The organism is Amycolatopsis sp. NPDC005232 (assembly GCF_040607795.1).
Lineage (GTDB): Bacteria > Actinomycetota > Actinomycetes > Mycobacteriales > Pseudonocardiaceae > Amycolatopsis.
Map to the genome: position 1 here is coordinate 23,747 of NZ_JBEXHL010000022.1, position 24,767 is coordinate 48,513.

Genomic DNA, 24,767 nt, shown 5'->3' on the forward strand with positions numbered 1-24,767 from the left:
TGCGAGACGCCCAACTGGTAAAATTTGGCAGCTGTATATGACGTGGCTGTGCTCGCGTTTGGAGCGGCAGCTGTGCGGTTCCTGTCGTCGTCCACAACGCGGTGCGTCGGTGCCTGGCGGGCGAGCGGCGTCGACTCTTGGGCGTAGACTGGTCCGCGGTCGAGATCGCCCGTTCGAGGGGTTCTGCTCAAACCCAAGGGATTATGGCCCGACGCTCGCGACTGACCTGCGTTTTCGCAGGTCAGAACACTGCTGGGCCAAGGAGGACTCATTATCCCTTGGCCGTCGGTTCGAGCCCGGCCCGGCCCACTCTTCATCTCTTGATCATGCGGTTGACCTGCGGGACACGGAAACGATGCCTGAAGTTGATCTTGTAAGGTCTATTGGTGCCCGGTCAACAAGTAGCGCAGTGCTTGGAGTCCAAGGGATTATCCGAGTACGACTGATCACATGACCGCCGCTGAGGCACCTGAGGAGGTGCTGGAACCCGATGACATCAGAGAGCTCGTCGGGGACTGGAGAACGCATCTGAGGGCCAAGAACCGAGCCGACTCGACGATTGATGCGTACCTCGACAGCAACGCCATGCTGGTGAATTACCTCGACGACGAGGACGTGTCGATGCTGGTTCCTAAGATCGGCCGGCGAGAACTCGGGCGCACTTCGAATACCTCCGGCAACGGCCGAACTTTCGTACCGGGGGAGGGGTCGCTCTCTTTCAGCTACATCGCGAAGCAGAACCGGCACTTGCAGCAGCTCTATCGGCGGCTCGACGACGTCGAGGACCTCATCGAGATCTCGCCCTTCTACAAATGGAAGGCCCGCCGTCCCAGAGAATCCGCCGGCGATCTTGCGCGACCGTGAGCTGAAGGACCTTCTGGCGACGACGGCGGGCAAGTCGTTCGTGCAACTGCGCGATCGCGCGATCATGCTGGTGCTGATCGACTGCGGACTGGGGCTCGGGGAATTGTGCGCGGTGCGACCGGCCCACCGGCTCAGTGGAAGCGGGGGAGTTTCGGACGCCTACCACACCCGGCCGCGGGAGTCGCCCATGCCGCCGCTGGGGTAGTGACCCGCCGATGGGGAAGCGGATCCGCCGATCGGTGGTGACTGTGACGGTCGCATCGCCGCTCGAGCCGCAGGTCACACCGGACGCTTGAGCGCGACGACGGCCCGGTGGTCGTCCTCGCCGCATGGGCTGCTCCGTTCCCGCTCGATCTCGCGCTCCAGGTGCATCGGCGCGTGGTCGCGGTCGACTTCGTCGGTGCGGCAACCACGCGCTCGCGCGACCAAGTCGAGGCGGCGGCCGACATTGCCCAGCGCGGGACCCAGCAACGCCTGCTTGCTGATCCCGAACGGCGCTCCCGGTCCGAACGGCGCCAGCATTTCGCCGATCATCTCGGTGACGAGCGGCAGCAGTTCCTGCGTGCGTTGAATGACAATCGCTCGGTTCGCGTCGTCGGCCGCGACGTGCCGGCGGCAGGTGAACGTGCCCCAGGCGATGTGACGGCGTTCGTCGGCGGCGATGTGCTCGACGATGCGGACGAGGCCGGGGAAGATGCCGCGGCTTCGACAGATCTGCGCCGCGGCGGTGTAGCAGGTCAAGGCGAGGCAGCCTTCGACGATGTGGTTGTGGGTCACCGCGGCCCGGATCTGAGCGGCGGGCGAGTGGTCGTCGGTGAGTGCGTACAGCGACCAGGACAGTTCTTCCAGGAAGATTCGGCGGCGAACATTCCTGCTCTCGGTGAACCACGGCAGGGAGTCACTCATCCCGATCGCGTCGGACCACATGCGGAGCGCCTGGGTGTGCTGCGCCTCTTCGAACACGAGCTGCGTCAGGTACGTCTCGTCGTCCCGCCTGTTCTCGGTGGCCATCGCCGTCACGAACGGCTGCAGATCCTGGGGCGCCGACTCGCCGATCGAGATGAGGTTCGCCACGAACAGGCAGGTCAGACGGCGCTCGCCGGGGGACAGCGTGGCGAAGTCGGCTTCGTCATTGGTGAGGTCGATGTCATCGGGATTCCAGAACGCCGCATTGCCGTCGCGGAACAGCTGCCGGGGGACCGGGTCTGGCCGGCGCTCGGTGCAGGTGCCGCCGCCGAACCTGAGGTGGTGACTGGGCTCGATATCGCCGATGAGGGACATGGCCGCTCCAGGTGTCCGGTTGATCTGGCCGCCAGGATCACCCGGCGGGCGCGGTGCGGGAATGGTCCGCGCGCGCCACGGCTGGCCCGCGAGGGCCAACTTCCGGCCCGCTCAGTCCGCCGGGATCTCGACCTCGGCGACGAGTCCACCGCCCGGACGGTTCCGGAAGCCGACGCGTCCGCCGAGCGCCTGCACGATCTGTTCGACGATCCAGAGTCCGAGTCCGGCCGTGCCGCGATTCGACCCGGCCGCGGTGAACTTGCCGGTCAGCTTCGCGAGGTTGCTCGCGTCCACGCCGGAGCCGCGGTCGAGCACCCGCAGCAGGAGCCGGCCGGCGGTGACTTCGGCCTCGACGTCGACGGGCTTTCCTTCACCGTGGCGGGCCGCGTTCTCGAGTAGGTTCGTGAGCACACGGCGGAAGCGCTGAGGGTCGGTGGTGACGGTCAGAGCGTCGTCGAAGCGCAATCGCAGCCGCGGTGGCTGGAGTCCGGCCGCGTCCGCGGAGGCCAGTACCAGGGCCCGCAGCTCCACCGGCCGGGGCCGGCCGGTGCCGAACGCCGGGCGGCGGCTCGCCGCGACGTCGCCCAGGGCGTCGAGCATGTCGGAGAGGTGATTCGCGTGCTCGGCGATCAGCCGGCTGCCCGTTTCGCGGTCGGCCGGGGTGAGCGCGCTGTCCTCGGCGAGCCCCCGGGCCAGTGCGCGGAGCGAGATCACCGGCGTCCGGAATTCGTGCAGCACGACAGCGAGGCCGTCCTGCTGGGACTGGTACGACTCGAGGAGCCGCCGCCGCAGGTCGCGTTCCTCCTCGGCCGCGGCGTGCTCGGCCATCGCCTCGACCCGGGAGGCGATCCCGGCTTCCCGCTCGCGGTCGACCAGCCGGGACAGGCTCGCGCCGAGCAGCCCGGTGAGCAGCAGGTAGCCCGTCCACCAAAGGCCTTGGAGCAGGCGTTCCTGCCGCGAGGTGAATTCCGGGTCGACCAGGAGCACCACGGCCAGGTAGGCGACGCCGAGTCCGAGGGCGAGGGCCATGCTCGGGCCGAGGGGCAGGCGGATGGCCGCGGCGGTGACCACGAGCACGAGGATCGCCACCGCCGGGCTGGTCGCCGCGCCGGTCATGGCGACCGTGAGCAGGGTGAAGGTTGAGTCGAGGACGGTGAGCAGCCAGGCGGCCGGCCGGGTGTACAGCTCCCAGCGCGGGTTCGCCGCGACGCCGGCGGCGTAGCCGGACGCGACGGAAAGGGTCACGACGACCCACGGAAGGTGCCGCCGGACGTCGTCGCCGCCGGTGACCAGCAGCAGGACCATCGACAGCGCGACCGCGAGCCGCACGGCGACCATCACCCGGGCGACCGGCAGCGCATCCGGCACGGTCGGCACGTCGGCCGGCATGACGGCCCTCCTCGTGACTCTTGGTGATCGCCGCGGCCGGTTTGGTGGCGGAACGTACCTGTCATACTAGGCCCGTGAATGATCGGCGTCTGGTGGTCGTGGTCGTGGACGATCACGAGCTGTTCGCCAGAGGGCTGGCGCTGCTGCTGACGACCAACGCCGGCGACCGCTTCGAGGTGGGGGGAACCACCACGCACGTCGAGGAGGCCCCGGCCCTGGTCGAGTCCTGCGGCGCCGATCTCGCGCTCGTCGATCTGGCGATGCCGCCGCTGGGCGGAGCGGCCGCGATCCGCCAGATCAAGCGGCGCCACCCGGCCACCCACGTGCTCGCGCTGTCCGGATCGGATGATCTGGAACTCGCCGAGCAAGCCCTGCGCGCCGGGGCGGACGGCTATCTCACCAAGTCGGCGGACCCGGAGGTCCTCGTCGCGCCGTTGCTGACCGTGGCCGCCGGGTTCCGGGTCCTCGAAGGCGAGCTGCTCGACGTGCTGCTGACCACGACCCGCAAGCCGCCGGAAGCGCTGCTGGACACGCTCGACTCCCAGGATCTACGGCTGTGGGCGCTGCTCGCCCGCGGCCTGGAGACCCAGGACATCGCGAACCGGATGCTGGTCTCCGAGCGCACGGCCAAGCGCATGGTCGCGTCGTTGCTGAACCGGATCGGCGCCGCCAACCGGGTCGAAGCCGCCGGGTTGGCCGGGGCCTACGGTCTGCTCGACCACGACCCCACAGACCGTCCACAGTAGAGACTCCGGCCCCGCCGGCGACGTCACGCCGACAACGTTGACAGGCCATTGCGGACCGCGGGCCGTCGCTACCCCAACGAGTCATCCTTTTGCCGCCGGGTGGTGATGCGCGCGCGGTTCCGCGCGCCGCATCATTACCGACCATCGCAGTTCCGCGATGCGGCCTGACCGGAATCACGGTCACGCCCGGAGAAGGAGTTGGGTGGAATGGTGAGCCGATCAGGAACCGGGCCGGTCGCCCGGTCCGGCACCCGCGTGACGATGTCCCGGGGAATCGACACCAAGGCGTGCGGACGTGGTATTTGGCGTGGTTTCGCCATTTTGGTGATCGGCGCCTTGCTGCAGCCGATCGCCGCGGCCGTCGCACCTCTGGTGGGTGCGAGCTTCCTGCTGATCACCGCCGTCGTGGCCTTTGGCTTCGCCGGCTTTCGCACGGGTGACACGCACCACCCGATCTTCCAGGGGGCTGTGACCGCGGTCGGTGGCTACGTTCTCGTGCTGCCCTTGAGTTTCCTCACCGCGGCGACGGTCGGGCCGCAGCAGGTGCTGGCCACCGCAGCGGTCGCCGTCGCCACCGGTGGGCTGGCCGGCTTCGCCGGCCACGTCGTCCGCGCTCGCGAGAAGCGAGGCGAAAAGGCGTGACCGCAACGAAACCCGCACCCGCGCGTCGGTGGAGCGCCGGTGTTCAACGGCCGCTGGTCGAAGCCGGGGAAATCGTCCACCTGCTCGGCCGGGTGCTCTGGCTCGCGATCCGCCACCCGTTCGGCTACTGGGGCGAAGTCCGCGACCTGATGTTCGAGACGTTGCGCCGCTGCTGGCTGCCGGTCATCATTTCCACGACCGCACTCGGTTTCGCCGGCCCGGGAATGCAGGGCGGCAGCCTCTACAGCGTGCTCGGCATTCCCGACCGCCTCGGCTCCTTCTTGTTGATGGCCAGCGTCCGCGAATTCGCGCCGTGGATCGACGCGATGATCGTCGCCGGGGTGATGGGCACGGCCATCGCCGCAGACCTCGGCGCGCGGCGGATCCGCGAGGAGATCGACGCCATGGAGGTCCTCGGCGTCGACCCGGTCCGGACCCTGGTGCTGCCGCGGATCATCGCGGTCACCCTGATGACCGGTCTGCTCGAGGTGTTCGCACTGGTCTGCGGCGTGATCGGCGGCTACATCGCGGCGGTGCCGATCTTCGGCGCGACCGGCGCGGCCTTCATCGGGAACTTCTGGTCCAACGCGACCACCACGGACATGTGGGGCAGCATCGTGAAGACCCTCGCGTTCGGACTGATCCTCTCGGTCGTCTGCTGCTACAAGGGGTTGAACGCCCAAGGCGGCCCCATCGGCGTCGGCCGTGCGGTCAATCAGGCCGTGGTCATCTCCTTCGCGTCGATCTGGATCTTCAACTACGTCTACACGTCCGCGCTGCTCGGGCTGAACCCCGACATGCAGGTCTTCAAGTGAGGGATGCGGAATGACCGGAACGGTTCGGCATGAGCCCGGCGCAACACCGGCGGGCCGCACGAAGACACCGGACGTCGTCATCACGTTCGGGGGGATGGCGGGGAAACTGCGTGACGCCGTCGCGGCCGGCGGTGACATCATGAAGTTCGCCGGCCGCACGGTGCGCAGCCTGCCAGACCTGCGGCGCCACGTCACGGAAGTGTTCGCCCAGGCCGGAATCTTGATCCTGTCGAGCGGGATCATCGTCTGGCTGATGCAGTTCGTCGTCGGCACGATGTGCGCGACCGAAGCCAGTTACACGCTCAAGCAGGTCGGCGCCCCGATCTATTCGGCGGTGTTCAACGACGTCTGCGGTCTGCGTGAGATGTCGGTCTACATGTGGGCCTACATCTTCGCGGCGAAGGTGGGTTGCGGGCTCGTCGCGGAAATCGGGTCGATGCGCATCGCCGAGGAGATCGACGCGCTCGAAGTGCTGGGCATCAAGTCGCGCAGCTACCTCGTCGGCACCCGGATCGCCGCCGCCTGGCTCTGCATGCCTTTCCTGTACATCGTAGGGCTGGGCCTGATGTTCATCTCGATGCACCTGGTCACGGTCTACCAGCTGGGCACCGTCTCCAGCGGTGGCTATTCCTTCGTCTTCTGGCTGTTCCAGAACCCCTACGACCTGATGGCCGCCATTTCGAAGATGATCGCGATGGGCACGATCATCATCTTCGTCGGTTGCTACTACGGGTACAACGCGTCCGGCGGGCCGGTCGGCGTCGGGAGAAACACGGCGAAATCGATGATGCTCAACATGGTCCTCATCCACGTAGTCGGGTTGCTCGGCACGTGGTTCTTCTGGGGCTCCTACCCGAACATGCCGATCGGTAACTGACAAGGAGAACTCATGGTCATCGGGGTGAACGGGCCGGCCGTCGACACGATCGGCTCACCGGAGCGGGTGCACACGATGGAGGTGCGGAACGTCCACAAGTCCTTCGGCAGCTTCGACGTGCTGAAGGGGCTCAACCTGGAATTCGCCGACAACGCGATCACCACCATTCTCGGCCCGTCCGGTACGGGCAAGAGCGTGCTCATCAAACATCTCGTCGGCTTGCTCGAGCCGGACCAGGGTGAGGTGAGGATCTTCGGTCGCGACATCTGGAAGATCGGCGAACGAGAGCGCTACGAACTGCGCAAGCGGTTCGGCGTCCTCTTCCAGGACGGCGCGCTGTTCGGGTCGATGAACATCTTCGACAACACGGCGTTCCCATTGCGCAAACACACCGACATGGGCGAGGACGAGATCGAGGCGATCGTCAACCAGCGGCTCAAGGAAGTCGGGCTCGAACGTTCGTCCTACAAGTACCCCAACGAGGTCTCCGGCGGCATGCGCAAGCGGGCCGGCTTCGCGCGGGCGCTGGTGATGAACCCCGACATCGTGCTGTTCGACGAGCCCGACTCGGGGCTCGACCCGGTCCGCACCAGCCTGCTCAACGACCTGATCCTCGACATGCACCAGGAGTACCGCGGGACCTACCTGCTGGTGACCCACGACATCCGCACCGCACGCAAGGTCAGCGACTACGTCGGGGTCATCTGGAAGGGCAAGGTCGTCCACTACGGACCGACCGAGGAGGCCTTCAACTCCCCGGATCCGTTCGTCCGCCAGTTCCTCTCCGGCGACTCCGCCGGACCGCTGGGAATGGACTGAATCCATGCGCAGAATTCCCCTCTTAGTGCTGGGGGTAGCCGCGGTAGCCGCCGCCGCGCTGCTGATCGCCCCAGGCGACGACGAGTACCCGGCGAACGTGGTGTTGCCGTCGGCGACCGGCTTGATCGCCGGCAGCAAGGTCCTCGTGAACGGGTTCGACGCCGGGCAAGTCGACGACGTGTCCATCAAGGACGGACGAGCGCAGGTCACCGTGAGACTGACCAAGGACTTCGCGCCGCTGCACTCCGGCGCGTCGGCGGGCATCGTGTGGAAGGCCGTACTCGGCGAGCGGCAGCTCGACGTCCGGGACGGTCCGAAGACGAACCCGGTCATCCCGGCGGGCGGCACCCTGGACGGCAAGGTGTCCGACCCGGTCGAGATGGACAAGGTGCTGGCCGCGCTCGACCCGGCCACCCGCACCCACCTCAGCTCACTGGTGCAGGGACTCGACCGCACCGTCGCGGGCAACGAGACCGACCTCCGGCAGACCCTCCGAAAGGCAGGCCCGACGGTGGAAGCGCTCGGCGGGGTACTGCGGGCCGTCGGCTCGGACGGGCCGGCGATCAAGGAGCTGGCCGGACAGCTGAACGGCATGGTCACCACGCTGGTGAACCGCGATCAGCAGGTGCGCACCATCGTTTCCGGGCTGTCCGGCGCTACCGAAGCAGCCGCGCAGCAGCGGGACCAGCTGCGCGCGGCGCTGCGGAAGCTGCCCGGCACCCTCGGGACCGCGGACCGGACGCTGGCCGACGTGCCCGGCACGGTCGACAAAGCGGTGCCGCTGCTGAACGACCTCCGCCCGGCGACCGACCGGCTGCCCGCCGTGGCCCGCACCCTGCGCCCGGTGCTCGCGGACCTCCGCCCGACCGTCGCGGAACTGCGGCCCACCCTGGGTTCGCTCGGCACGCTGCTGCAGTTCACTCCGGGGCTGCTCGACAGTGCCCACGGTGCCCTGCCCGGCACGGACTCGGCGGTGACTTCGCTGACGCCCGCACTGAGCTTCTTGCGGCCCTACACGCCCGAAGTGGTCGGGTGGTTGTCGAACTGGGGCTCCTCGGCCGCCAACTACGACAGCAACGGCCACTACATGCGCGTCAACATCCCGGCTGGGATCTCGAGCTTCGACAACAACCCGGGAGTCATGCCGCCCGGGATGGCCAGCGACCCGTTTCCGGCGCCCGGCGCGATCGCCGGGCAGCCGTGGACCGACGCGTTCGGAGGTGGAGTCCGATGAGGCCACGGCGGAAGATCCAGGCCGTGCTGGCCACGGCCGCGGTGGCGGCGGCGGTGGCGGGCGCCGCGGTCACCAACACCGGCTCCGGCGAGCAGCCGGGCAAGCTGACCATCGCCGCGGAGTTCGCCGACGCGAGCCCGCTGGTCGTCGGCAACGACGTGAAGGTCAAAGGCGTCACCGTCGGCGAGGTGGCCGGCATGAGCGTCCACGACGCCAAGGCGGTCGTCACCCTCGAGGTCGATGGCACGGCTCTGCCGTTGCACAAGGACGCCCGGGCCACCGTGCGGCCGGTCAGCCTGCTGGGGGAGCGCTACGTCGACCTCGATCGCGGCAGCGCTTCCGCGCCGGTGTTGACGGACGGGGACGTGCTGCCGGCCGGGCAGACCGGGCAGGCGACCGATCTCGACCAGGTGCTCAACACGATCGACGACCCGACCGGGCAGTCGCTCGCCGCGCTGGTCACGATGCTGGGCCAGGGCATGCAGGGCAACGGCGCCAACGCGCAGGCCTCGATCAAGGCGCTCGCGTCGTCCATGCAGGACACCGACGGGCTGGTGCAGCTACTCGGTCAGCAGAACCAGCTGCTCACCGACCTCGTCGACCACGTGCAGCCGGTCGCGAGCGCATTGGCCGCCGACAACGGCAAGACCCTGGGTGACCTGGTCGACTCTTCGCGGCAGGTGCTCGGCGTGACGGCGAAGAACCAGGAGGGACTCGACGCCTCGCTCGCCGAGCTGCCGGGAACGCTGGCCGCCGCGCGTGACACCCTCGCCGAGCTCACCGGAACGGCCAAGGCCACCACGCCCGTGCTCGAGGGGATGCGGCCGACGACCGACAACCTCACCGCCGTCAGCGACGAACTGCGCAGGTTCAGTGAGTCGGCGGATCCCGCGCTGACGAGCGCGAAGCCCGTCCTCGAGCGCGCCGAGAAGCTGATGGACGCGGCGCGGCCGGTCGTCGAGGAGCTCCGGAAGGCAGGCCCGGGCCTGCGCGGCACCGTCGCCGCGGCGAACCCGCTCACCGCGCAGCTGACCGGCAACATCGAAAACGTCCTGAACTTCTTCCGGTTCTGGGCGATGTCGACCAACGGCTGGGACGGGCTTTCGCACTACTTCCGCGGCCAGGCGATCATCCACCCCGAAGAGATCACCGGGTTGCTGCCCTCACTGACCGGGACTCCGCCACCACCCACGATTCCGGGCGCGGGCAAGCCGGCCGCTCCGCCGGCGCTGCCCGGCCTGCCCGGATCGCTCGGCTCTGGCCTGCTCGACACGAAGTCCCTCGTCGCGCCGGACGGCGGCGTGACCGGGCTCAACGAGCGCCAGGAGAGCGGCGTTCTCCAGTTCCTGCTCGGAGGTTCCTGATGACCAAGCGCCGGTCGCGCAAGTTCCGCTCGGTGTCCACGGGCGCCTTGGTGCTGGTGGTGTTCGCTCTCGCGCTGCAGCTCGCGCTCACCGCGGACAAGGGGTTGCCGGGGGCGACCTACACCCTGGTCGATGCCGATGTCTCGGACGTGGGCGCGCTCCGCCCCGGTGACGATGTCCGCGTCGCCAGCGTCCGGGTCGGTCGCGTCAAGGACATCCGGCTGGTCGGCGGGGCCCCGCGGGTGACGCTCCAGCTCGACGGCACGCGGGAGGTCTACCGGGACGCAGCGGCGGACGCCAAGACCGTCACGGTGGCCTCGCGGTCCGCGTTGGGGCAGAAGTACATCGCGCTGACCCCGGGTACCCCCGAGGCGGGGAAGCTCGGCCCGGCGGACGTGGTCCCGCAGAGGCGGACCGCGGGCTCGCAGGAGGTGAGTGACCTGCTGGACGTGCTCGACGCGCCCACGCGGGACGCGCTCGGCTCGACCGTCCGGGAAGTGGGCGGCGGAGCCGGTGGGCACGCGCAGGACCTGCAGGACGCGCTCAAGGCCGCGCCGCGGATGCTGCCCGACCTCGCGACCGTGTCGAAGGCCCTGTCCGCGAACGACGGCGCGGACCTGACCGCGCTGCTGACCACAGCCGACCGGCTGTCCGCCCGGTTCACCGGGCGCCAGGAACAGCTGTCGGAACTACTCGGCCGGCTGGACACGACGATGCGAGCCGTCGCGGTGGACGAAGGGAAACCGCTCGACGACGTCGTGCAGCGCGCCCCCGGCACGCTGCAGGCCGCGCGAGCCGGCCTGCAGTCATTGCAGGCACCGCTCAAGGACCTGCACGCCGGCATGGCCCAGCTCGTGCCCGGGGCGCGTGCTCTCGGCCAGGCGACCCCCGACCTCCGGGGCGTGCTGCGCGAAGCGGTACCGCCGCTGGGGAAGGTGCCGGACGTCGGCAGGCAGGCCGAGCCCGCGCTGACCGACTTGACGAAGGCCGTCGGTGACGCGCGGCCGCTGGCACCGCGGCTGACGCAGACGTTCGCCAGTGCCGACCAGTTCCTGCGGGTGCTGGCGCCGTACGCCCCGGAAGTCAGCGGGTGGTTCACGAACTGGGCCGCCGCGCTCTCGCACGGTGACGCCAACGGCCACTTCCTGCGGCTGTACCTGCTGTTCAGCGAGGAGTCCGTGCTCGGGCAGGGCGGTCTGCGAGATCCGCTGGTCGCCAGAAACCCCTATCCCGCACCGGGTGAGGCGGCGCAAGACGCCCGGAAGATCCCAGGAGGTAACCGGTGAAGGCGCTCGCACTTCGTTCAGGCATCGGGCACCGGCGGCCGGTGTCCGCGTTCAAGCTCGGCGTTGTCGTTCTCGTGGCGACCTTGCTGGCCGGCTACGCGCTGCTCGAGAAGGACCGCGTCGCGACGGCGTTACGGCCTGGTGACACTGTCCGCATCCAGTTCGCCCAGGACTACCACCTGCAGCCGTTCGTCTCCCAGGTCAAGATCGCCGGGGTCCCGGTGGGCGTGGTGTCCTCGGTCGACCGGTCCGGCGACGGCTCGGCACTGGTCGAGCTGAAGGTGGACGACGGCGTCACGGGCAAGCTCGGCGCCGCACCGAGCGCCGCCCTGCGCCCGACCACCATCCTCGGCGGCAAGTACTACGTGGAGCTCGTCCCGGGCGGCGGCCGGACCACTTTCGCCGGCACCATCCCGGTCGAGCGGACCAAGACCCCGGTGGAGCTGCAGCAGCTCGCGGACGCTCTGCAGCCGGACGCGGTGAAAGGCATCCGCTCCGCGACGCAGAACCTCGACGACACCCTCCGCGCCGGCGGGAAGCCGGCGATCGAGGGGCTGCTCGCCGACGCGCCGGACACGCTCGACGCGACGACGCCGGTCCTGCAGGGCCTGCAGGGCACGGACCCGCGCACCGACCTGACGAACGTCGTGCACGGGTTCGAGTCGACCGCGCGCGTGCTGACCGAGCAGCCGGGGCAACTCGACTCGATCGTGCAGAACCTGCAGCAGGTCACCTCGACGCTCGGCAACCGGCGAGCCGACATCGCCACCGCGATCGCGGACCTGCCGAGGACACTGGACAACGCGGACGACGGGTTGACCCACCTCGGCGTCACGCTGGGCAAGCTGCGGGAGACCGCGGACCCCGCGCGTCCGGTCGCGCGTGAGCTCGACGCGTTCCTGGCGCACGCCGATCCGGTGCTCACCAAGACCCGTCCGCTGCTGACCGACGTGCGCGGCCTGCTCACCGACGCGCAGCCGTTGGTCGAGCAGCTCGTCCCGACCGCGCAGGGCACCACGAAGGTCTTCGACGACGTCCGCGGGCCGGTGCTGGACCGCGTCAACGGCCCGATCATGAACATGGTGCTGTCGCCCTTCAAGGGCACCGGCATCTACGCCGGAGGCGGCTCCGACCAGCCGTTCTACAAAGAGGTCGGCTACATGTTCGCGACCATGGACCGCGCGTCCGATCTCACCGATCCGAACGGCGCGGCCGTCGGTCTCCAGCCGGGGCTCGGCGGCGGCAGCATCGCCGGCACCCCGATCAACTTCGAGCAGCTGATGAATACGCTCGCCCACCTGCAGGGCGCCACCCCGGAGAACAGGAGCGGCCGATGAACGCGCACTCGGGCCGGGTCCGGCGGACCTGGCAGCGGATCTCGAGCGAACCGCGGCTCAAGCGCAACGTTCTCGCCGTGGCCGCGCTCGTGACCGCGGGGCTGGTGGCAGGTGGCTACATCCTGACGATGCAGCAGGTCCGCGTGCCCTGGGACGGCAAGACCCACTTGTCGGTCACCTTCGAGTCCGCGCCGGCGATCAACCCGTCGAGCAGGCAGGAAGTGCGGATCGCGGGCGTGGCCGTCGGCGACATCCGTGCGGCGAGCGTCGACGACCGCGGGCACGCGCGGCTCGAGCTGGCGATCGACGAGGGACACCAGGTCTACGACAACGCCCGTGTCCTGCTGCGCCCGAAGAGCCCGCTCAACGAGATGTACGTCGAGCTGAACCCCGGCGGCCCGCCGGGGAAGCCGCTGTCCGAGGACGGGGTACTGCCCGTCGCCAACTCGGTGCGGCCGGTACAGGTCGACGAAGCACTCGGGCACCTGGATGCCAACACGCGGGAAGCGCTGACCACGCTGCTGTCCGAATCGGACGTCGCGCTGGCCGGAGCGCCGGCCGAGCTGCCGCAGGGGCTCGAGGCGACCGATCAGGTGGTGCGGGACCTGCGCCCCGTCGCGACCGCTCTGCAGACCCGCAAGGAGACGCTGCAGAAGCTCGTCACCGCGCTGGGGCAGATCGCGTCGGCGACCGGCGGCGACGACAAGCGGCTGGGCGCTCTGGCCGACTCCCTCCAGAAGACCCTGGCGACGGTGGGGCAGCGCAACGGCGACTTCGACGCCGCGCTCGCGCAGCTGCCGGACTTCACCCACCAGCTCGAGCAGGCCACCGGCAGCATCGGCGCACTGAGCGCCCAGCTGGACCCGGTCCTGGACAAGCTGCGCGAGGCGAGCGGGACCCTGCCCGGCTCGCTGGAGAAGTTCACCGGCACGGTCGACAAGCTCGGGGAGACCGTCGACTCCGCCCGGCCGGTGGTCGACAAGGCCGTTCCCGTGGTTCACGACCTGCGTCCTTTCGTCGGTGACCTCAACGCCTCACTCGGTGACCTGCACGACGTGACCGGACGGCTGGGCCCGATCACGACCGCGGTGCTGCCGTACCTGAACGACCTGGCCGCGTTCGTCACGAACTCCCGGTCGATCACGAGCCTGCGCGACGGAACCGGTGGGGCGTACCGCGCCATCGCTCAGCTCTCGCCGGAAAGCGTCACGGGCCTGCTGCCGCTGCTGCCCGCCCTGCAAGCCGCCGCCGCGCGATAGAGGGAGTGTCCAATGAGGATTCCCAGTGGACTGGTCCCGCACATCCGGACCTTGGTGCTGGCCGTGTTCATCGCCGCCTGCGCCGGCCTGTTCGGGTACCTGTGGCTGAACTCCGGTGGCCGGCTGCCCGGTATCTCCCGGGCGGGTTACACCGCCGAGCTGCAGTTCCGCACCGCGTCGAACCTGGTCTACGACTCGGACATCACCATCGCCGGGGTGAAGGTCGGCAAGGTCGAGGCGTTGCGCACCGAAGGCGACCTCGCGCACGTCACGATGCGGCTCGACCAGAACGCGCCGCTGCACGAGGGGGTGACCGTCCAGGTCCGGAACAAGACCCTGATCGAGGAGACCTACCTCGAGATCACCGACGGTCACGGGCCGGCGCTTCCCAGCGGCACCGTGCTGCCGCCGTCGGCGGGCAAGGAGGCCGTCGAACTCGACGACGTGCTCACGAGCCTCGACCGGCCGACGAAGGAGTCGCTGGGCACGCTGGTCCGCTCGCTCGGCGCCGGGACGAAAGACACCAGGCAGGGTGTTTCCCAGGCGCTGCAAGGACTCGGCGATCTCGGCCGGGAGGGGCACGGCGCGTTGGCGGCACTCTCGGCCCAGTCCGGAGACCTGCGGCAGCTGACCGGCAACACAGCGAAACTGCTCGCGGCGCTCGACACCCGGCAGGGCCAGATCGCCGACTTGGTGACCGACGCCGACAAGCTCACCCAGGCGACCGCGGGCAGTGACACCGAGCTCCGGGAGGTCCTGCGGCGGCTGCCCGGCCTGATGGACACCGCCAAAAACGCCAGTGGTGGGCTGAGCCGGCTTTCGCCCGCGCTGGGCCCGGTCGCGGGTGGTCTGAACGCGGCCGCTCCCGACCTCGACGCGGCCCTGCAGGAGCTGCCGGCCACGTCGGCCGATCTGCGTGGTCTGCTGCCGTCGTTGAACAGCGTGCTCGACGCGGCGCCCGGCACGCTGCAGCGGGTGCCCGCGGTGTCCGCTGACGCATCGAAGTTCCTGCCGACGCTGAACGTGGCGCTGGGCGACGTGAACCCCATGCTGTCCTACCTGGTCCCCTACGGCCGCGACGTTGCCGCGTTCTTCACGAACATCGGGCAGGTGACGGCGCGCGGTGACGCCAACGGCAATGCGATCCGGCTGTTCATGGTCTTCAACGAGCAGAGCCTGAAAGGCTTGCCGGTCAACGTCGACGTCGGTCCGCTGAAGAAGAACAATCCCTATCCGGCGCCCGGGCAGTCGGCGAACCCGGGACCGTTCACCGGGTCCTACCCGCGGGTCGAGCAGGACCCGCCGAAGTGAGGCGCTTCAAGCTGCGGCGGCCGTCCCGCAAGGTGCTGGCGATGACGGCGGTCCTCATCGTCCTCGCCGGGTTCGTCGGCACCGGCATGGCCAGGACCCGCATCGAGACCGGGGTCAGCTCGCTCCTGCCCGGCGACGATCCCGCGGTCGCCCGATTCGACGAGCTGAGCCGGTCGTTCGGCGGCGACCCCGTCGTCGTGCTGCTCGAATCGGCGCGACCCGGGCTCCTGCTCGACCAGCCGCACCTGCCGTCGCTGGTCAAGCTGGAGGGCGAGTTCGCGAAGCTGCCCGACGTCGCCGCCGTCTACGGGCCGGGGACCGTGCTGAACCAGGCCGCCGGCCGGGCCCAGGACCTGATGGCCGAGCTCTCCGGCCGCCGCGACCGCCTGCGCGCGCAGGCACAGGCACAGGCCAAGCAGCGTGGCGCGACCGACCGGGCGGCCGGCCAGGCCGCCGACGGCGCGGTGGCCGCGTTCGACCAGCGGTACGGCAAGCTGCTGGTTCAGGCCCTGCCGGCGGGCCTGCCGACGCTGAAGAACCAGGCGTTCGTCACTTCGGTCGTCTTCGGCGCGGACGGAAATCCCCGGCCGCAGTGGCACTTCGTCGTGCCGTCGGTGAAGTCGGTCGCGATCTTGGTCCGCCCGCGGCAGAACCTCGACCAGTCCGCCACCGAGCGGCTCGTCCGGGGCGTGCGGGATGCGGTCGGCGCGGCCGCCGTCGACGGAGCGAAGGTGACCGTGTCCGGCGTCCCCGCAATAGCGGGTGCACTCGCCGATGAGGTTCGTGCGGAACTTCCCCTGCTCGGCGGCGCCGCGTTGCTCGCGGTGGCCCTCTGTTTCCTGCTGGTTCCGTGGCACCGCCGCCGGCACCAGCTGCTGCCGTTGGCAGGTTCGCTGGTGGCCACCGCGGTGACGGTCGCCCTGTTCGGCTGGCTCGGTCGGCCGCTGTCGCTCGGGGTGGTGGCCTTCTTGCCGGTGCTGCTCGGCGTTGGCAGCGATTTCCCGACCTATCTGGCACGGCGGGCGGACCGGCGGGTCGTGTTCGCGGTCGCCGCCGCCACCGCGTCCGCGTTCGGCGCTTTGGCCTTCGCGCCGTTGCCGTTCGTGCGGGACCTCGGGATCGCCCTCGGGATCGGGGTGCTGGTCGCCTTCGCCGTCGGCCTGCTGTTCCGGCCGGCCGTGGCGGAGCCCGCACCCGTGAAGGTCTACAGTGGACGCACCGCGAGCCTGCCGGTGCGGCTGGGAGTGGGTCTGGCGGTGGCGGCGCTGGCGGCCGGCGGCTGGGCGACGCTGCCGGGGCTTTCCCTGCAGAGCGACATCGAGAGCTTCGTGCACGGCCTGCCCGCGTTCGACGACGCGAAGCACGTCGAGCAGGTCATCGGCTCCTCCGGCGAGGTCGACGTCGTCCTGCACGGCCCGGACGTCACTTCTCCGCAGGCGCTGGCGTGGTCGCGTCAAGCCCAGGACGTGATCATCGCCCGGCACGGTGACCGGCTCCGTCCGGTCGTGTCGCTCCCTACGCTGCTGAACTTCCTCGGCTCCGCGCCCACGAAGGACGAGATCACCGCGGCCGTGCGCCTGTTGCCGCCCTACCTGACCGGGTCGGTTCTGCGAGCCGACGGGCAGGAGTCCGTGCTCTCGTTCGGGGTGCGGCTGGACGACGTCGAGAGCCTGGTCGGCCTGCGTGACGACCTGCTGAACCAGCTTCCCCCGGCGCCGCCGGGCTACCGTGCCGAGCTGACCGGGCTGCCGATCGTCGCGGCACGCGGGTACGAACTGGTCTCGGGCAACCGATTCTGGACCAACGGCGTCGGCATCGCCGTGGCCGGGCTCGTGCTCGCCGTGGTGCTCGCCCGGCGGAAGGACGCGCTCCGCGCGGCCGCCACCGCCCTCGTGGCGACCGGGACGGGCTTGCTCGCCGTATGGCTGGCCGGGATTTCGCTGACGCCGATCACCATGGCGCTCGGATCACTCATCGCCGCCGTCGGCTGCGAGTTCGCGGTCCTGCTGGCGGAAGCCGGACGCCGTCGCGATCACGCGCTGCGCAGATCCGTGCTCCTGGTCGGCGCGGTTTCGACCGTCGGCTACCTCGCACTGGCCCTTTCGCGGCTCGACGCCATCCGGCAGTTCGGCCTGCTGCTCGCCGCGGCCGTAGTCCTGTCGATGGCCGCCGCCCGGCTCGTCGTCTGGCTCGCGCCAGGCCGCCCCGCCTCCGCTCCGGAAACCAGCCCGGCGCCCGAAGCACTCGTAGGAGTCACCTCATGAAGATCACCGCATGGCCCGGCAAGGTCCGGTTGCCCCACAGCCGCCGCGGCCGAATCACGACCTTGCTCGTCCTCGTCGTGCTGCTCGGCGGGACCGGACTGGCGTGGTGGTCGGCGCGCGCCGACGACTTGCCCGGCGACGCGGTCTTCGCCTACGGCGACCAGATCGAGTCCGTCACCCAGCTGCAGGAGCGGATCCAGACGTTGACGGCGCTCTACGGCGTGCAGCCACCGGACCAGCAGGACGCCGCCAAGTCCGACGCGTTCCGCCGCGACACCGCGAAGGCGGTCGCCGTCGGGATGGTGCTCGACCACGCGGCCCGCGACCGCGGCATCGTCATCGCCGACAAGGCGGCCCGTGACGTGCTGACGCGGTTCATCTCCCAGCAGATCGGCGAAGGGCCGGACGCCCGGAGCAAGTTCGTCCAGGCGCTCGGCACCACCGGTACGTCCGAAGACGCGGTGCTGGACGAGATCAAGCGGCAGCTCGCGGTCTCGCAGCTGTTCGACTCGGTCACCGCGGGAAGCGCGGTCGGCGACGACGAGGTCTCGGACGCGTTCGCGAAGCGGAAGGCGCAGCTGGACACGCCGGAACGGCGGCAGCTCACCAACATCGTGGTCAAGACCAAGGAGGACGCTGACCGGGTGCTCGCCGACCTCAACGCCGGGACACCGTTCGAAACCCTGGTGGCCCAGCGGAGCCTGGACGGCGCGACGCGGGACAAAGGCGGCGACCTGGGCCAGGTGACCGCGGCCCAGCTCGAGGACGGCTACGCCAAGGCGGCCTTCGCGACACCCGTCGGCGGGCTGTTCGGTCCCGTGCAGACCACCCACGGCTGGAACGTCGGCCGGGTCCGCCAGGTCCTGCCCCCGCAGCCGGCGGTCTTCGACCAGGTCAAGGACCAGCTCAAGCAGCAGCTGACCCTGGAGAAGGCGCTTGCGACGTGGCGCGGGTGGCTCGGGTCGCAGCTCACCGGCGCGAACGTCCGGTACGCCGACGCCTACCGCCCGGCCGATCCGGCCGCGCCGCCGCAGCAGGCGCCGGGGTGGTCGCCGATGCCGGGTCAGGTGCCCGGGCCACCCCGGCCGTCGCGGTGATCGCGGACTTCGCGGTGCTCGCGGTGGCGGGCACCGCACTGGTGGCGGTCGGACGGTGGGGCTGCCGCGCGGCGGCCGGGCGGGTCAGCCCGGCCCTGCCGGAACCCGAGCGCCTGCGGCGCATCGGGAAGCTGCGGGGGAGCGGACACGTGTTCCAGGTCGTGGGCGTGGTGTTCGCGCTCGCCGCGGTGTGGAGCCTCTGGTGACGGTCAGGCGGGCTCGGGGGTTCCCCGGCCCTGCTGGGTCCGCAGGAACAGCGAGACCGCTTCCGCGCGGTTCGCGGCGCCGAGCTTGCGCAGGATCTGCTTGACGTGGGACTTGGCCGTGTCCTCCGAAATCGTCAGCCGGGTGGCGATGGCGGCGTTGGTCCGGCCGTCGCCCATGAGCCGGAGCACCTCCAGTTGCCGCGGGGTCAGCGCCGACTCCACGAAGGATCGGGCCGGCACAGGTCCGGCCGGAGGAACGACCGGATCTCCGACGACCGGTACCGCCGGGTTGCTGTTGCTCAGGATCCGATCCATGGCGTCGGCTAGGTTCGTCGTGAACCTGCCGACCTCGGTCCGCAGCGAGTGCAGGCGCTCGACAAGCACGGTCCGCCGGAACGCGATTCCCAACCCCTGGGCGAAGGTGCCGAACACTTCGCGGTCGAACTCGTCGACCTGGCGCCCCTGGACGTGCCGATCCGCGTGCACCAGCCCGAGCACGCCGTCGTCGCCGACCACGGGAGCGACCACATAGGACTCCAGCCGGGCGGCCTCGACCAGGCAGGCGAGCCCACGCGCTTCGCGCTGCGCGTCCGTGACGAGCAATGCGCGCCGCCTGCGGACGGCTTCGGTCTCGACGACGGTGCGGTCCAGGACCGGGGACTCCGCCCAGCCGACCCGCAGGATCTCCGCCGCCCAGGCGGGGTCACCCAGCACGGTGCAGGACTGTGGCACCCACACCGACTCCCGGATCTCTGAGAACAGGGCGCGGTCGAAGCCGAGCTGGCACACCGCGTCCGGCACACATTTGGCGAGCCGGGCCACCGAGCGAGCCTCCTGCAGCCGGGTCAGTGCCTCCTGGACCTGAGCGTGGACGCGCATCCGGAGGTCGAGCTGGGCCTGGCGCAGCCGCTCGCGGACGTCGGAGACCTCGATGAACAGATGGAGGACGGCGCCGGCCTGTCCGGTGGTGGCGAGTTCGCCGACCCGTTCGGCGAGTTCGGCCAGAGCCGCTTCCGCGACCGGGAATTCGTCGGGCACGTCCGGGTCGAGGGCACCGCCGAGCAGGGACCGGGCCCGGGTGGTGACGGCCCGGACCTCGCGCAGGACAGCATGGGGAACAGGGTGCCCGCGGCCGTTTCGGGACGGAGTCAACGTTGACTTCATGGTTTCCTCTCAAGCCGGGCGGGAACGCGGGGCGCCGGACCCGCTCGTCGGACGGGTCCGGCGCTGCGCGGGGAGGATCAGGCGTCGGCGGAAACGGCGGTGGTGACAGCGAAACCCGCCACCCACTCCGGCACCGGCTCGTAGAACCGGTAGTTCATCACGTACTTCCCGCGGGCCGCCATCGCGGCGTACGCGGCGATCCAAGTCCGCACCTCGTGCGAGGAGTGCCCGGCCTGCTCGGCGAACCACTCAGTGCTCCAGCCGTCGACGAGTCGGAGTTCGCCCGCCGAAACCACATCGAGGAACTGCTGGTCCCACTCCGGGTTGATCGGCTGCATCGACGACGTGCCCGCGGCCAGGTCGAGGCCGGAGGCGATCACGCGGGCCTGTCGCCGGGCGCGCTCTTCGGGCGTCGGGTTGCGACCGTCGATCAGCCGCGCGGCGACCTCCTCGGTCGCGTTTTCCAGCTGGGGCACCGGTGGGTCGTGCGAGAGCCCGCCGGAGCCGAGGAACAGCACGCGCTGCTCGTCGAGGTGGGCGCTCGCGTGGCCGATCGCCGTGCCGAGCTGCCGGACGCGGCCGACGGGACAGAGCGGCGCGGCGACCGAGTTGATGAAGACGGGGATGACGGGAACGCGGTCGAGCCCGCCGAACAGCAGCTGCAGCGGCTGGGAGAACCCGTGGTCGACGTACATCTGTTCGGACAGCGCGAGGTCGACCCCGGCCGCCAGCACCACCTTGGCCAGCGTCCGCGCGGACTCGGCGACCGAGAGCTCGCCGGCCGGGGTGTCGTAGTCCCCGAGTGCGGTCGCCCGCGTCCCGATGCAGAACGGCGGCATCATGTCGTAGAAGAAACCGTTGTAGTGGTCAGGCGCGAAGAGCACCACGAGGTCGGGGTCGAATCCGGCGATGAAGCGCCGCGCGTGTTCGAAAGCCTTCTCGACCCGCTCTTCAACGGCTTTCGCCGGATGGTTGAAACCGATCAGTGGCGAATGGGACAGGGCGCACACGGCAACGGGCATCGGCCCTCCACCCTTTCTTTGTTGGCATTCTTCCGGTAAGAAACATGCTAGAATCTTAGCATACCAGTACTGGGTTTCGATGACGCGACGGAAAGGGACCTGGCATGACAGTGCCGACCGGCAATCGCAGCGAAGGCAGTCACCGAGCAGCGCGCAGGAAGTTGGGGAAACGTCACCGGGTCGGCACGGCCGCCTGCACCGCGGTCGCGCTCACGAGTGCAGTCGTGGTCGGAGGTGGGGTGCTGCTGGTCGAACCCGTGGCCGACGGGCGGGCCTTTCCCGCGACCGCGACGACCAGGTCGCCGGCGCCGGGGAAACCGGTCTGGCCGGCCTTGCCAGGGGTAGGGCTGCCGGCGACGCTGCCTAGCGTGCCGGTGCTGCCGCCGCTCGCGGTTCCGGCTGGCCACCGGCTCGGTGCCGCCACCGGATCCGGTGCGAGCGCGGGCATCCCGGCCACGGTGCTCGACGCCTACCGCCGGGCCGAGGCCTCGCTCGGTCACGCGAACCCGGCGTGTCACCTGACCTGGGCGTTGCTCGCGGGCATCGGCAAGGTCGAGTCGAACCACGCCCGCCACGGCGACGTGGACGAGCAGGGAACGATGGTCCGGCCGGTCTACGGTCCCGCCTTGGATGGTTCGCCGGGCTTCGCCAGGATGGTCGACGCGCGGAGCGGGCAATGGGCGCGTGCCGCCGGCCCGATGCAATTCATCCCCTCGACCTGGCAGAAATGGGGTGTGGACGGATCCGGTGACGGCCAGGCGGACGTACAGAACGTCTACGATTCCACGGAGTCGGCCGGTCGGTATCTCTGCGCCGCCGGTCGCGATCTGAAAACTGGCGCCGGACTGCGGAGTGCCATTCTCGGTTACAACAACTCCGAGGATTACCTGAACAAGGTAATGGCGTGGACGCGAATCTATTCCGCGGGTTCGTTCGCCGTGCCGGACGAACCCGGGTACCCCGGCGAAGATCCGACCTACGACGAAAGCGTGGCCTCCGTTCCGGCCCATCCGGCAGCGCCGCGCCCGCCGGCCACGGGTGCCGTACCGGCCGCGCCCGCATCGGCCAAGCCGGCCCCCGCGCCGGCCGCCCCACCCGCGAAACCGTCGCCCGCGCCCGCGCCCGCGCCTGCACCTGCGCCGATCGCCGGGTTGCCGATCAGCGTGCCCGCATCTCTGGACGGCGTCGTCGCGACCGCGGGGGAGGTGGTGGGTGGGCTCCTCGGCCCGCTCGGCACGCACTGAACTCCGGTGACGACTGATGGCGCCGCCCCGGCTGGCTGGGGCGGCGCCATCAGTTTCCCGCGGCCCGGACGCGCCACACACAAGCACGGTGCCGGGCGGGTCTCAGGAGTATTGGCCACGGACTTCGCCGACGAGCCCGCGCCAACGCCGCCCGTTCTCGCGCGCGCCATCGGCGTACGGGCCGGGAACGACGTGGTACGGCGGGCGGGCGGGGCCGGCGGTGACGTAGCCGGCCTCGTCGAAGCGGAGCTTCTCCAGGGTGATGTTGTACTTGGAGAACTCGGGGAAGTTCGTCCTGGCGAGGAACGGTTCGTACGTCCACTCGATGCGACGGGTGAGGTGCCGCGCCGTGTCGACGTCACCGGCCTGAATCGCGTCGCGCAGGGCGAGCACGGGCTCCGGACCGCACAGGGCGCTGCTGCTCCAGCAGCCGAGCGCCGTTTCCGGGTGCAGCGTGTGCGCCGCGAGCCAGTCGCTCTCCAGCGGCAGCAACCGGAGCCGGTTGCCGACCCCCGCCATGTCCGCGGCGAACTTCGGCGTGATCGCGATGTACTTCGCGCCGATGATCTGGGGGACCTCGGACAGCGCGGCGTAGGCGGCCGACGGGATCGGGCCCTTGAACGCCTCGGGGTTGTCGTAGAGGACGATCGCCATGTCCGGGAACAGGCCGGCGACGCCGCGGTAGAACGCGAGCAGCGTGTCGGCCCCGAGTTCACTCCACATCGGACGGCCGAGGATGACGCCGCGCACGCCGAGGTCCCGCAGGAAGTGGATCCGGTCGATCGTGTCCCGCGTGTTGGGGGCAGTGGCACCGACGAACAGCGGGAGGTCCGGGGCAGTGTCCGAGACCGCGTCGGCGACGCACGCGGCGAAGGCCTGCCATTCGGCCAGCGTAAGGGTCGCCATCTCGCCGAGCGTGCCGTTGGTGATGATCCCGTCCACGCCGTCGGTGACGAGCGCGCGGATCATGCGATCGGATTCGTCGAGGTCCACGGTGTCGCGTGCTGTGAGTGCGGCCGCGCCGGGCAGTGCCGGGGTGGGCGTGACGGCGATGACGCCGCGAAGGTCGTCGACACCGAATTTCTGCACCATGGGTCTCCTCGCGTTCACAGGGAATGGGCGGTCCGCCCGGCAGGTCAGGTGGGGGGCTGCCCTGCCTGCCGGGCGGACCGGGTTCGGGGGGACTTCAGGAAGCGTGGCCGAACGACTCGGGCGGCTGCAGGCCCCACGGGCTGAACGCCTTCGGGAAGTCGTCCCACACCACCGGGTCGTTGCGACGGACCCGCGGCATCTCGGCCGACAGCTCATAGCGGTTGCCTGCGGCCCAGAAGTAGGTGTAAACGTTGCCGCCCACGCCGTGCCGCCCCGGCCCGACTTCGATCGGCACGCCGTGCCGTCCGAGCTCGTCGGCGGCCAGCTTGAGGTGGTCGAACGACTCCATCCCGAGGGCGTAGTGGTGCAGCGACTTCCCGGCCTCCGGCGTGGAGATGATTGCGATGTCGTGGTGCAGCGTGCTGGCCCGGCACCAGGCCGCGCCGATCACCCCGGGGGCCGGGGCGAAGATGTCGGACACCTGGAAGTCCAGTAGCTCGACCAGGAAGTCGACCAGCGGCTTGGGGTCCTGCGCCTGCACGGTGATGTGGTCGAAGTCCAGTGCGCGGATCCCGCCGCGGCTGGGGGCTTTGGACGGGTGGATGTACTGCGGCCCGGTCGAGAGCACCGCGAGCTCCATGACGTGCCCGGAAGGCGCCGCGAACTGCAGGGATCGGACCACACCGGGGTGTTCGTCGGTGCGGGTCTCAGTCACGACACCGGCTTCGGCCAGCCGCTTCGCGTAGTGGTCGAGGTCGTCGACGTCGTCGACACGCAGAGCGAACCTCCGGACCCCGGTCCCGCCGGCGGTCAGCACCAGATCGCAACCGCCGTCGATGCCGACCGAGAGCCGCACGGCGCCGTCGGCGCGGCCGAGTTCCTGCATGCCCAGTACGTCGGTGTGGAAGCCGATCGCCTCGTCGAGATCGGCCACGGCGAGTTCGGCGTGGGCCACCTGAGAAATACCCATCGGTGGGTCAGCTCCTGTCCATCTTGTCGTAGGGGATGTTTCCGGCGCTTTCCCGCTTGTTGATGCCGAGGGAGTCGAGCTGTCGCGAGTTCTCGACGAGGATCATGCGGACGCGTCCGGTGCCGTCGTTGTAGTGCCGGTGCCAGACCCACGGTGGGGTGTAGACGAAGTCCCCGGCCGACCACCGCAGAGTTTCCGGCCCGATTTCGGAGTAGCCACTGCCCTCTAGCACGCAATGCACGGACTCGTGAACGTGGCGCTGGAGGTCCGTGGCCGTGCCGGCGGGGATCTCCTGGAGGTAGAACTCCATCGACTTCGCCGGCACGTCGGCCAGCACGCCGACCCGGCTGGGGTTGCCCGTCACGTCCTCCTCGAGCCACCGGGCACTCGCCGAGCGGATGACCAGGTGCTCCGGCATCGACCGCTCCGGGTCGTAGTGCTTCATCTCGTTGAGCTTGTGCATCCACTGCTCGAAATTCGTCAT

At 70.0% G+C, this 24,767-nt stretch carries 24 protein-coding genes; 17 read left to right on the top strand and 7 right to left on the bottom strand.

What is annotated here, in order from left to right:
- The first annotated feature begins 450 nt into the window (after positions 1–450).
- Together ABZU76_RS33695 and ABZU76_RS33700 are read left to right on the top strand one after the other, a co-directional pair.
- Complete coding sequence (locus tag ABZU76_RS33695; protein ID WP_354876687.1) at positions 451–864, top strand: hypothetical protein; 414 nt, start codon at positions 451–453, stop codon at positions 862–864.
- Positions 851–1,069 carry a hypothetical protein gene (locus ABZU76_RS33700; RefSeq protein WP_354876690.1) on the top strand — a complete coding sequence of 73 codons (219 nt, stop codon included), beginning with the start codon at positions 851–853 and terminating at the stop codon, positions 1,067–1,069. The genes ABZU76_RS33695 and ABZU76_RS33700 overlap by 14 nt, the downstream gene beginning before the upstream one ends.
- 74 nt (positions 1,070–1,143) lie before the next feature.
- Here the strand turns inward: ABZU76_RS33700 and ABZU76_RS33705 are convergent, their stop codons facing one another.
- Positions 1,144–2,145 carry a R2-like ligand-binding oxidase gene (locus tag ABZU76_RS33705; RefSeq protein ID WP_354876693.1) on the bottom strand — a complete coding sequence of 334 codons (1,002 nt, stop codon included), beginning with the start codon at positions 2,143–2,145 and terminating at the stop codon, positions 1,144–1,146.
- 111 nt (positions 2,146–2,256) lie between these two features.
- Positions 2,257–3,534 carry a HAMP domain-containing sensor histidine kinase gene (locus ABZU76_RS33710; protein WP_354876696.1) on the bottom strand — a complete coding sequence of 426 codons (1,278 nt, stop codon included), beginning with the start codon at positions 3,532–3,534 and terminating at the stop codon, positions 2,257–2,259.
- Between the two features lie 74 nt (positions 3,535–3,608).
- On the opposite strand from ABZU76_RS33710, the gene ABZU76_RS33715 reads away from it, so the two are divergent.
- The 14 genes from ABZU76_RS33715 (at position 3,609) to ABZU76_RS33780 (ending at position 18,791) form a co-directional block, all read left to right on the top strand.
- A complete protein-coding gene (locus tag ABZU76_RS33715; RefSeq protein ID WP_354876699.1) occupies positions 3,609–4,280 on the top strand; it encodes a response regulator transcription factor in 672 nt (223 codons plus the stop codon).
- 210 nt (positions 4,281–4,490) lie between these two features.
- Positions 4,491–4,922: a hypothetical protein gene (locus ABZU76_RS33720; protein WP_354876702.1), complete on the top strand. Its 432-nt coding sequence runs from the start codon at positions 4,491–4,493 to the stop codon at positions 4,920–4,922.
- Entirely contained in the window at positions 4,919–5,737 is an 819-nt protein-coding gene (locus ABZU76_RS33725) for an ABC transporter permease (RefSeq protein WP_354876705.1), read from the top strand. The genes ABZU76_RS33720 and ABZU76_RS33725 overlap by 4 nt, the downstream gene beginning before the upstream one ends.
- A 10-nt stretch (positions 5,738–5,747) precedes the next feature.
- Entirely contained in the window at positions 5,748–6,614 is an 867-nt protein-coding gene (locus tag ABZU76_RS33730; protein ID WP_354876708.1) for an ABC transporter permease, read from the top strand.
- A gap of 12 nt (positions 6,615–6,626) precedes the next feature.
- Positions 6,627–7,433, top strand: coding sequence for an ABC transporter ATP-binding protein (locus tag ABZU76_RS33735; RefSeq protein WP_354876711.1), 807 nt, complete (start codon positions 6,627–6,629; stop codon positions 7,431–7,433).
- Positions 7,434–7,437: 4 nt separating this feature from the next.
- Positions 7,438–8,667 (top strand): MlaD family protein, encoded by a 1,230-nt coding sequence (locus ABZU76_RS33740; protein ID WP_354876714.1) that lies wholly within the window; start codon positions 7,438–7,440, stop codon positions 8,665–8,667.
- Entirely contained in the window at positions 8,664–10,031 is a 1,368-nt protein-coding gene (locus ABZU76_RS33745; RefSeq protein ID WP_354876717.1) for an MlaD family protein, read from the top strand. The genes ABZU76_RS33740 and ABZU76_RS33745 overlap by 4 nt, the downstream gene beginning before the upstream one ends.
- Positions 10,031–11,317: an MlaD family protein gene (locus ABZU76_RS33750; protein ID WP_354876720.1), complete on the top strand. Its 1,287-nt coding sequence runs from the start codon at positions 10,031–10,033 to the stop codon at positions 11,315–11,317. Before ABZU76_RS33745 ends, ABZU76_RS33750 begins: the two co-directional genes overlap by 1 nt.
- Positions 11,314–12,654 carry an MlaD family protein gene (locus ABZU76_RS33755; protein WP_354876723.1) on the top strand — a complete coding sequence of 447 codons (1,341 nt, stop codon included), beginning with the start codon at positions 11,314–11,316 and terminating at the stop codon, positions 12,652–12,654. The genes ABZU76_RS33750 and ABZU76_RS33755 overlap by 4 nt, the downstream gene beginning before the upstream one ends.
- Positions 12,651–13,913, top strand: a complete 1,263-nt coding sequence (locus ABZU76_RS33760; RefSeq protein WP_354876727.1) for an MlaD family protein — start codon at positions 12,651–12,653, stop codon at positions 13,911–13,913. Before ABZU76_RS33755 ends, ABZU76_RS33760 begins: the two co-directional genes overlap by 4 nt.
- A gap of 12 nt (positions 13,914–13,925) precedes the next feature.
- A complete protein-coding gene (locus ABZU76_RS33765) occupies positions 13,926–15,224 on the top strand; it encodes an MlaD family protein (protein ID WP_354876730.1) in 1,299 nt (432 codons plus the stop codon).
- Positions 15,221–17,488 carry an MMPL family transporter gene (locus ABZU76_RS33770; RefSeq protein ID WP_354876733.1) on the top strand — a complete coding sequence of 756 codons (2,268 nt, stop codon included), beginning with the start codon at positions 15,221–15,223 and terminating at the stop codon, positions 17,486–17,488. The genes ABZU76_RS33765 and ABZU76_RS33770 overlap by 4 nt, the downstream gene beginning before the upstream one ends.
- The gene (locus ABZU76_RS33775; protein WP_354876736.1) at positions 17,485–18,585 is read left to right on the top strand and encodes a peptidyl-prolyl cis-trans isomerase; all 1,101 of its coding nucleotides are present in this window, start codon (positions 17,485–17,487) and stop codon (positions 18,583–18,585) included. Before ABZU76_RS33770 ends, ABZU76_RS33775 begins: the two co-directional genes overlap by 4 nt.
- The gene (locus tag ABZU76_RS33780; protein ID WP_354876739.1) at positions 18,582–18,791 is read left to right on the top strand and encodes a hypothetical protein; all 210 of its coding nucleotides are present in this window, start codon (positions 18,582–18,584) and stop codon (positions 18,789–18,791) included. The genes ABZU76_RS33775 and ABZU76_RS33780 overlap by 4 nt, the downstream gene beginning before the upstream one ends.
- A 3-nt stretch (positions 18,792–18,794) precedes the next feature.
- Here ABZU76_RS33780 and ABZU76_RS33785 read toward each other — a convergent pair whose 3' ends face one another.
- Positions 18,795–19,943 carry a LuxR C-terminal-related transcriptional regulator gene (locus ABZU76_RS33785; RefSeq protein WP_354876742.1) on the bottom strand — a complete coding sequence of 383 codons (1,149 nt, stop codon included), beginning with the start codon at positions 19,941–19,943 and terminating at the stop codon, positions 18,795–18,797.
- Between the two features lie 89 nt (positions 19,944–20,032).
- Complete coding sequence (locus ABZU76_RS33790) at positions 20,033–20,977, bottom strand: 3-carboxyethylcatechol 2,3-dioxygenase (RefSeq protein WP_354876745.1); 945 nt, start codon at positions 20,975–20,977, stop codon at positions 20,033–20,035.
- A 104-nt stretch (positions 20,978–21,081) separates the two neighbouring features.
- Between ABZU76_RS33790 and ABZU76_RS33795 the strand changes: the two genes are divergently transcribed.
- Entirely contained in the window at positions 21,082–22,221 is a 1,140-nt protein-coding gene (locus ABZU76_RS33795; RefSeq protein ID WP_354876748.1) for a lytic murein transglycosylase, read from the top strand.
- A gap of 102 nt (positions 22,222–22,323) precedes the next feature.
- Here the strand turns inward: ABZU76_RS33795 and ABZU76_RS33800 are convergent, their stop codons facing one another.
- The 3 genes from ABZU76_RS33800 to ABZU76_RS33810 form a co-directional block, all read right to left on the bottom strand.
- A complete protein-coding gene (locus ABZU76_RS33800) occupies positions 22,324–23,313 on the bottom strand; it encodes a dihydrodipicolinate synthase family protein (RefSeq protein WP_354876750.1) in 990 nt (329 codons plus the stop codon).
- 94 nt (positions 23,314–23,407) lie between these two features.
- On the bottom strand, positions 23,408–24,283 hold the full coding sequence (locus ABZU76_RS33805) for a VOC family protein (RefSeq protein WP_354876753.1): 876 nt from the start codon (positions 24,281–24,283) through the stop codon (positions 23,408–23,410).
- Between the two features lie 7 nt (positions 24,284–24,290).
- Positions 24,291–24,767, bottom strand: a complete 477-nt coding sequence (locus ABZU76_RS33810; protein ID WP_354876756.1) for a cupin domain-containing protein — start codon at positions 24,765–24,767, stop codon at positions 24,291–24,293.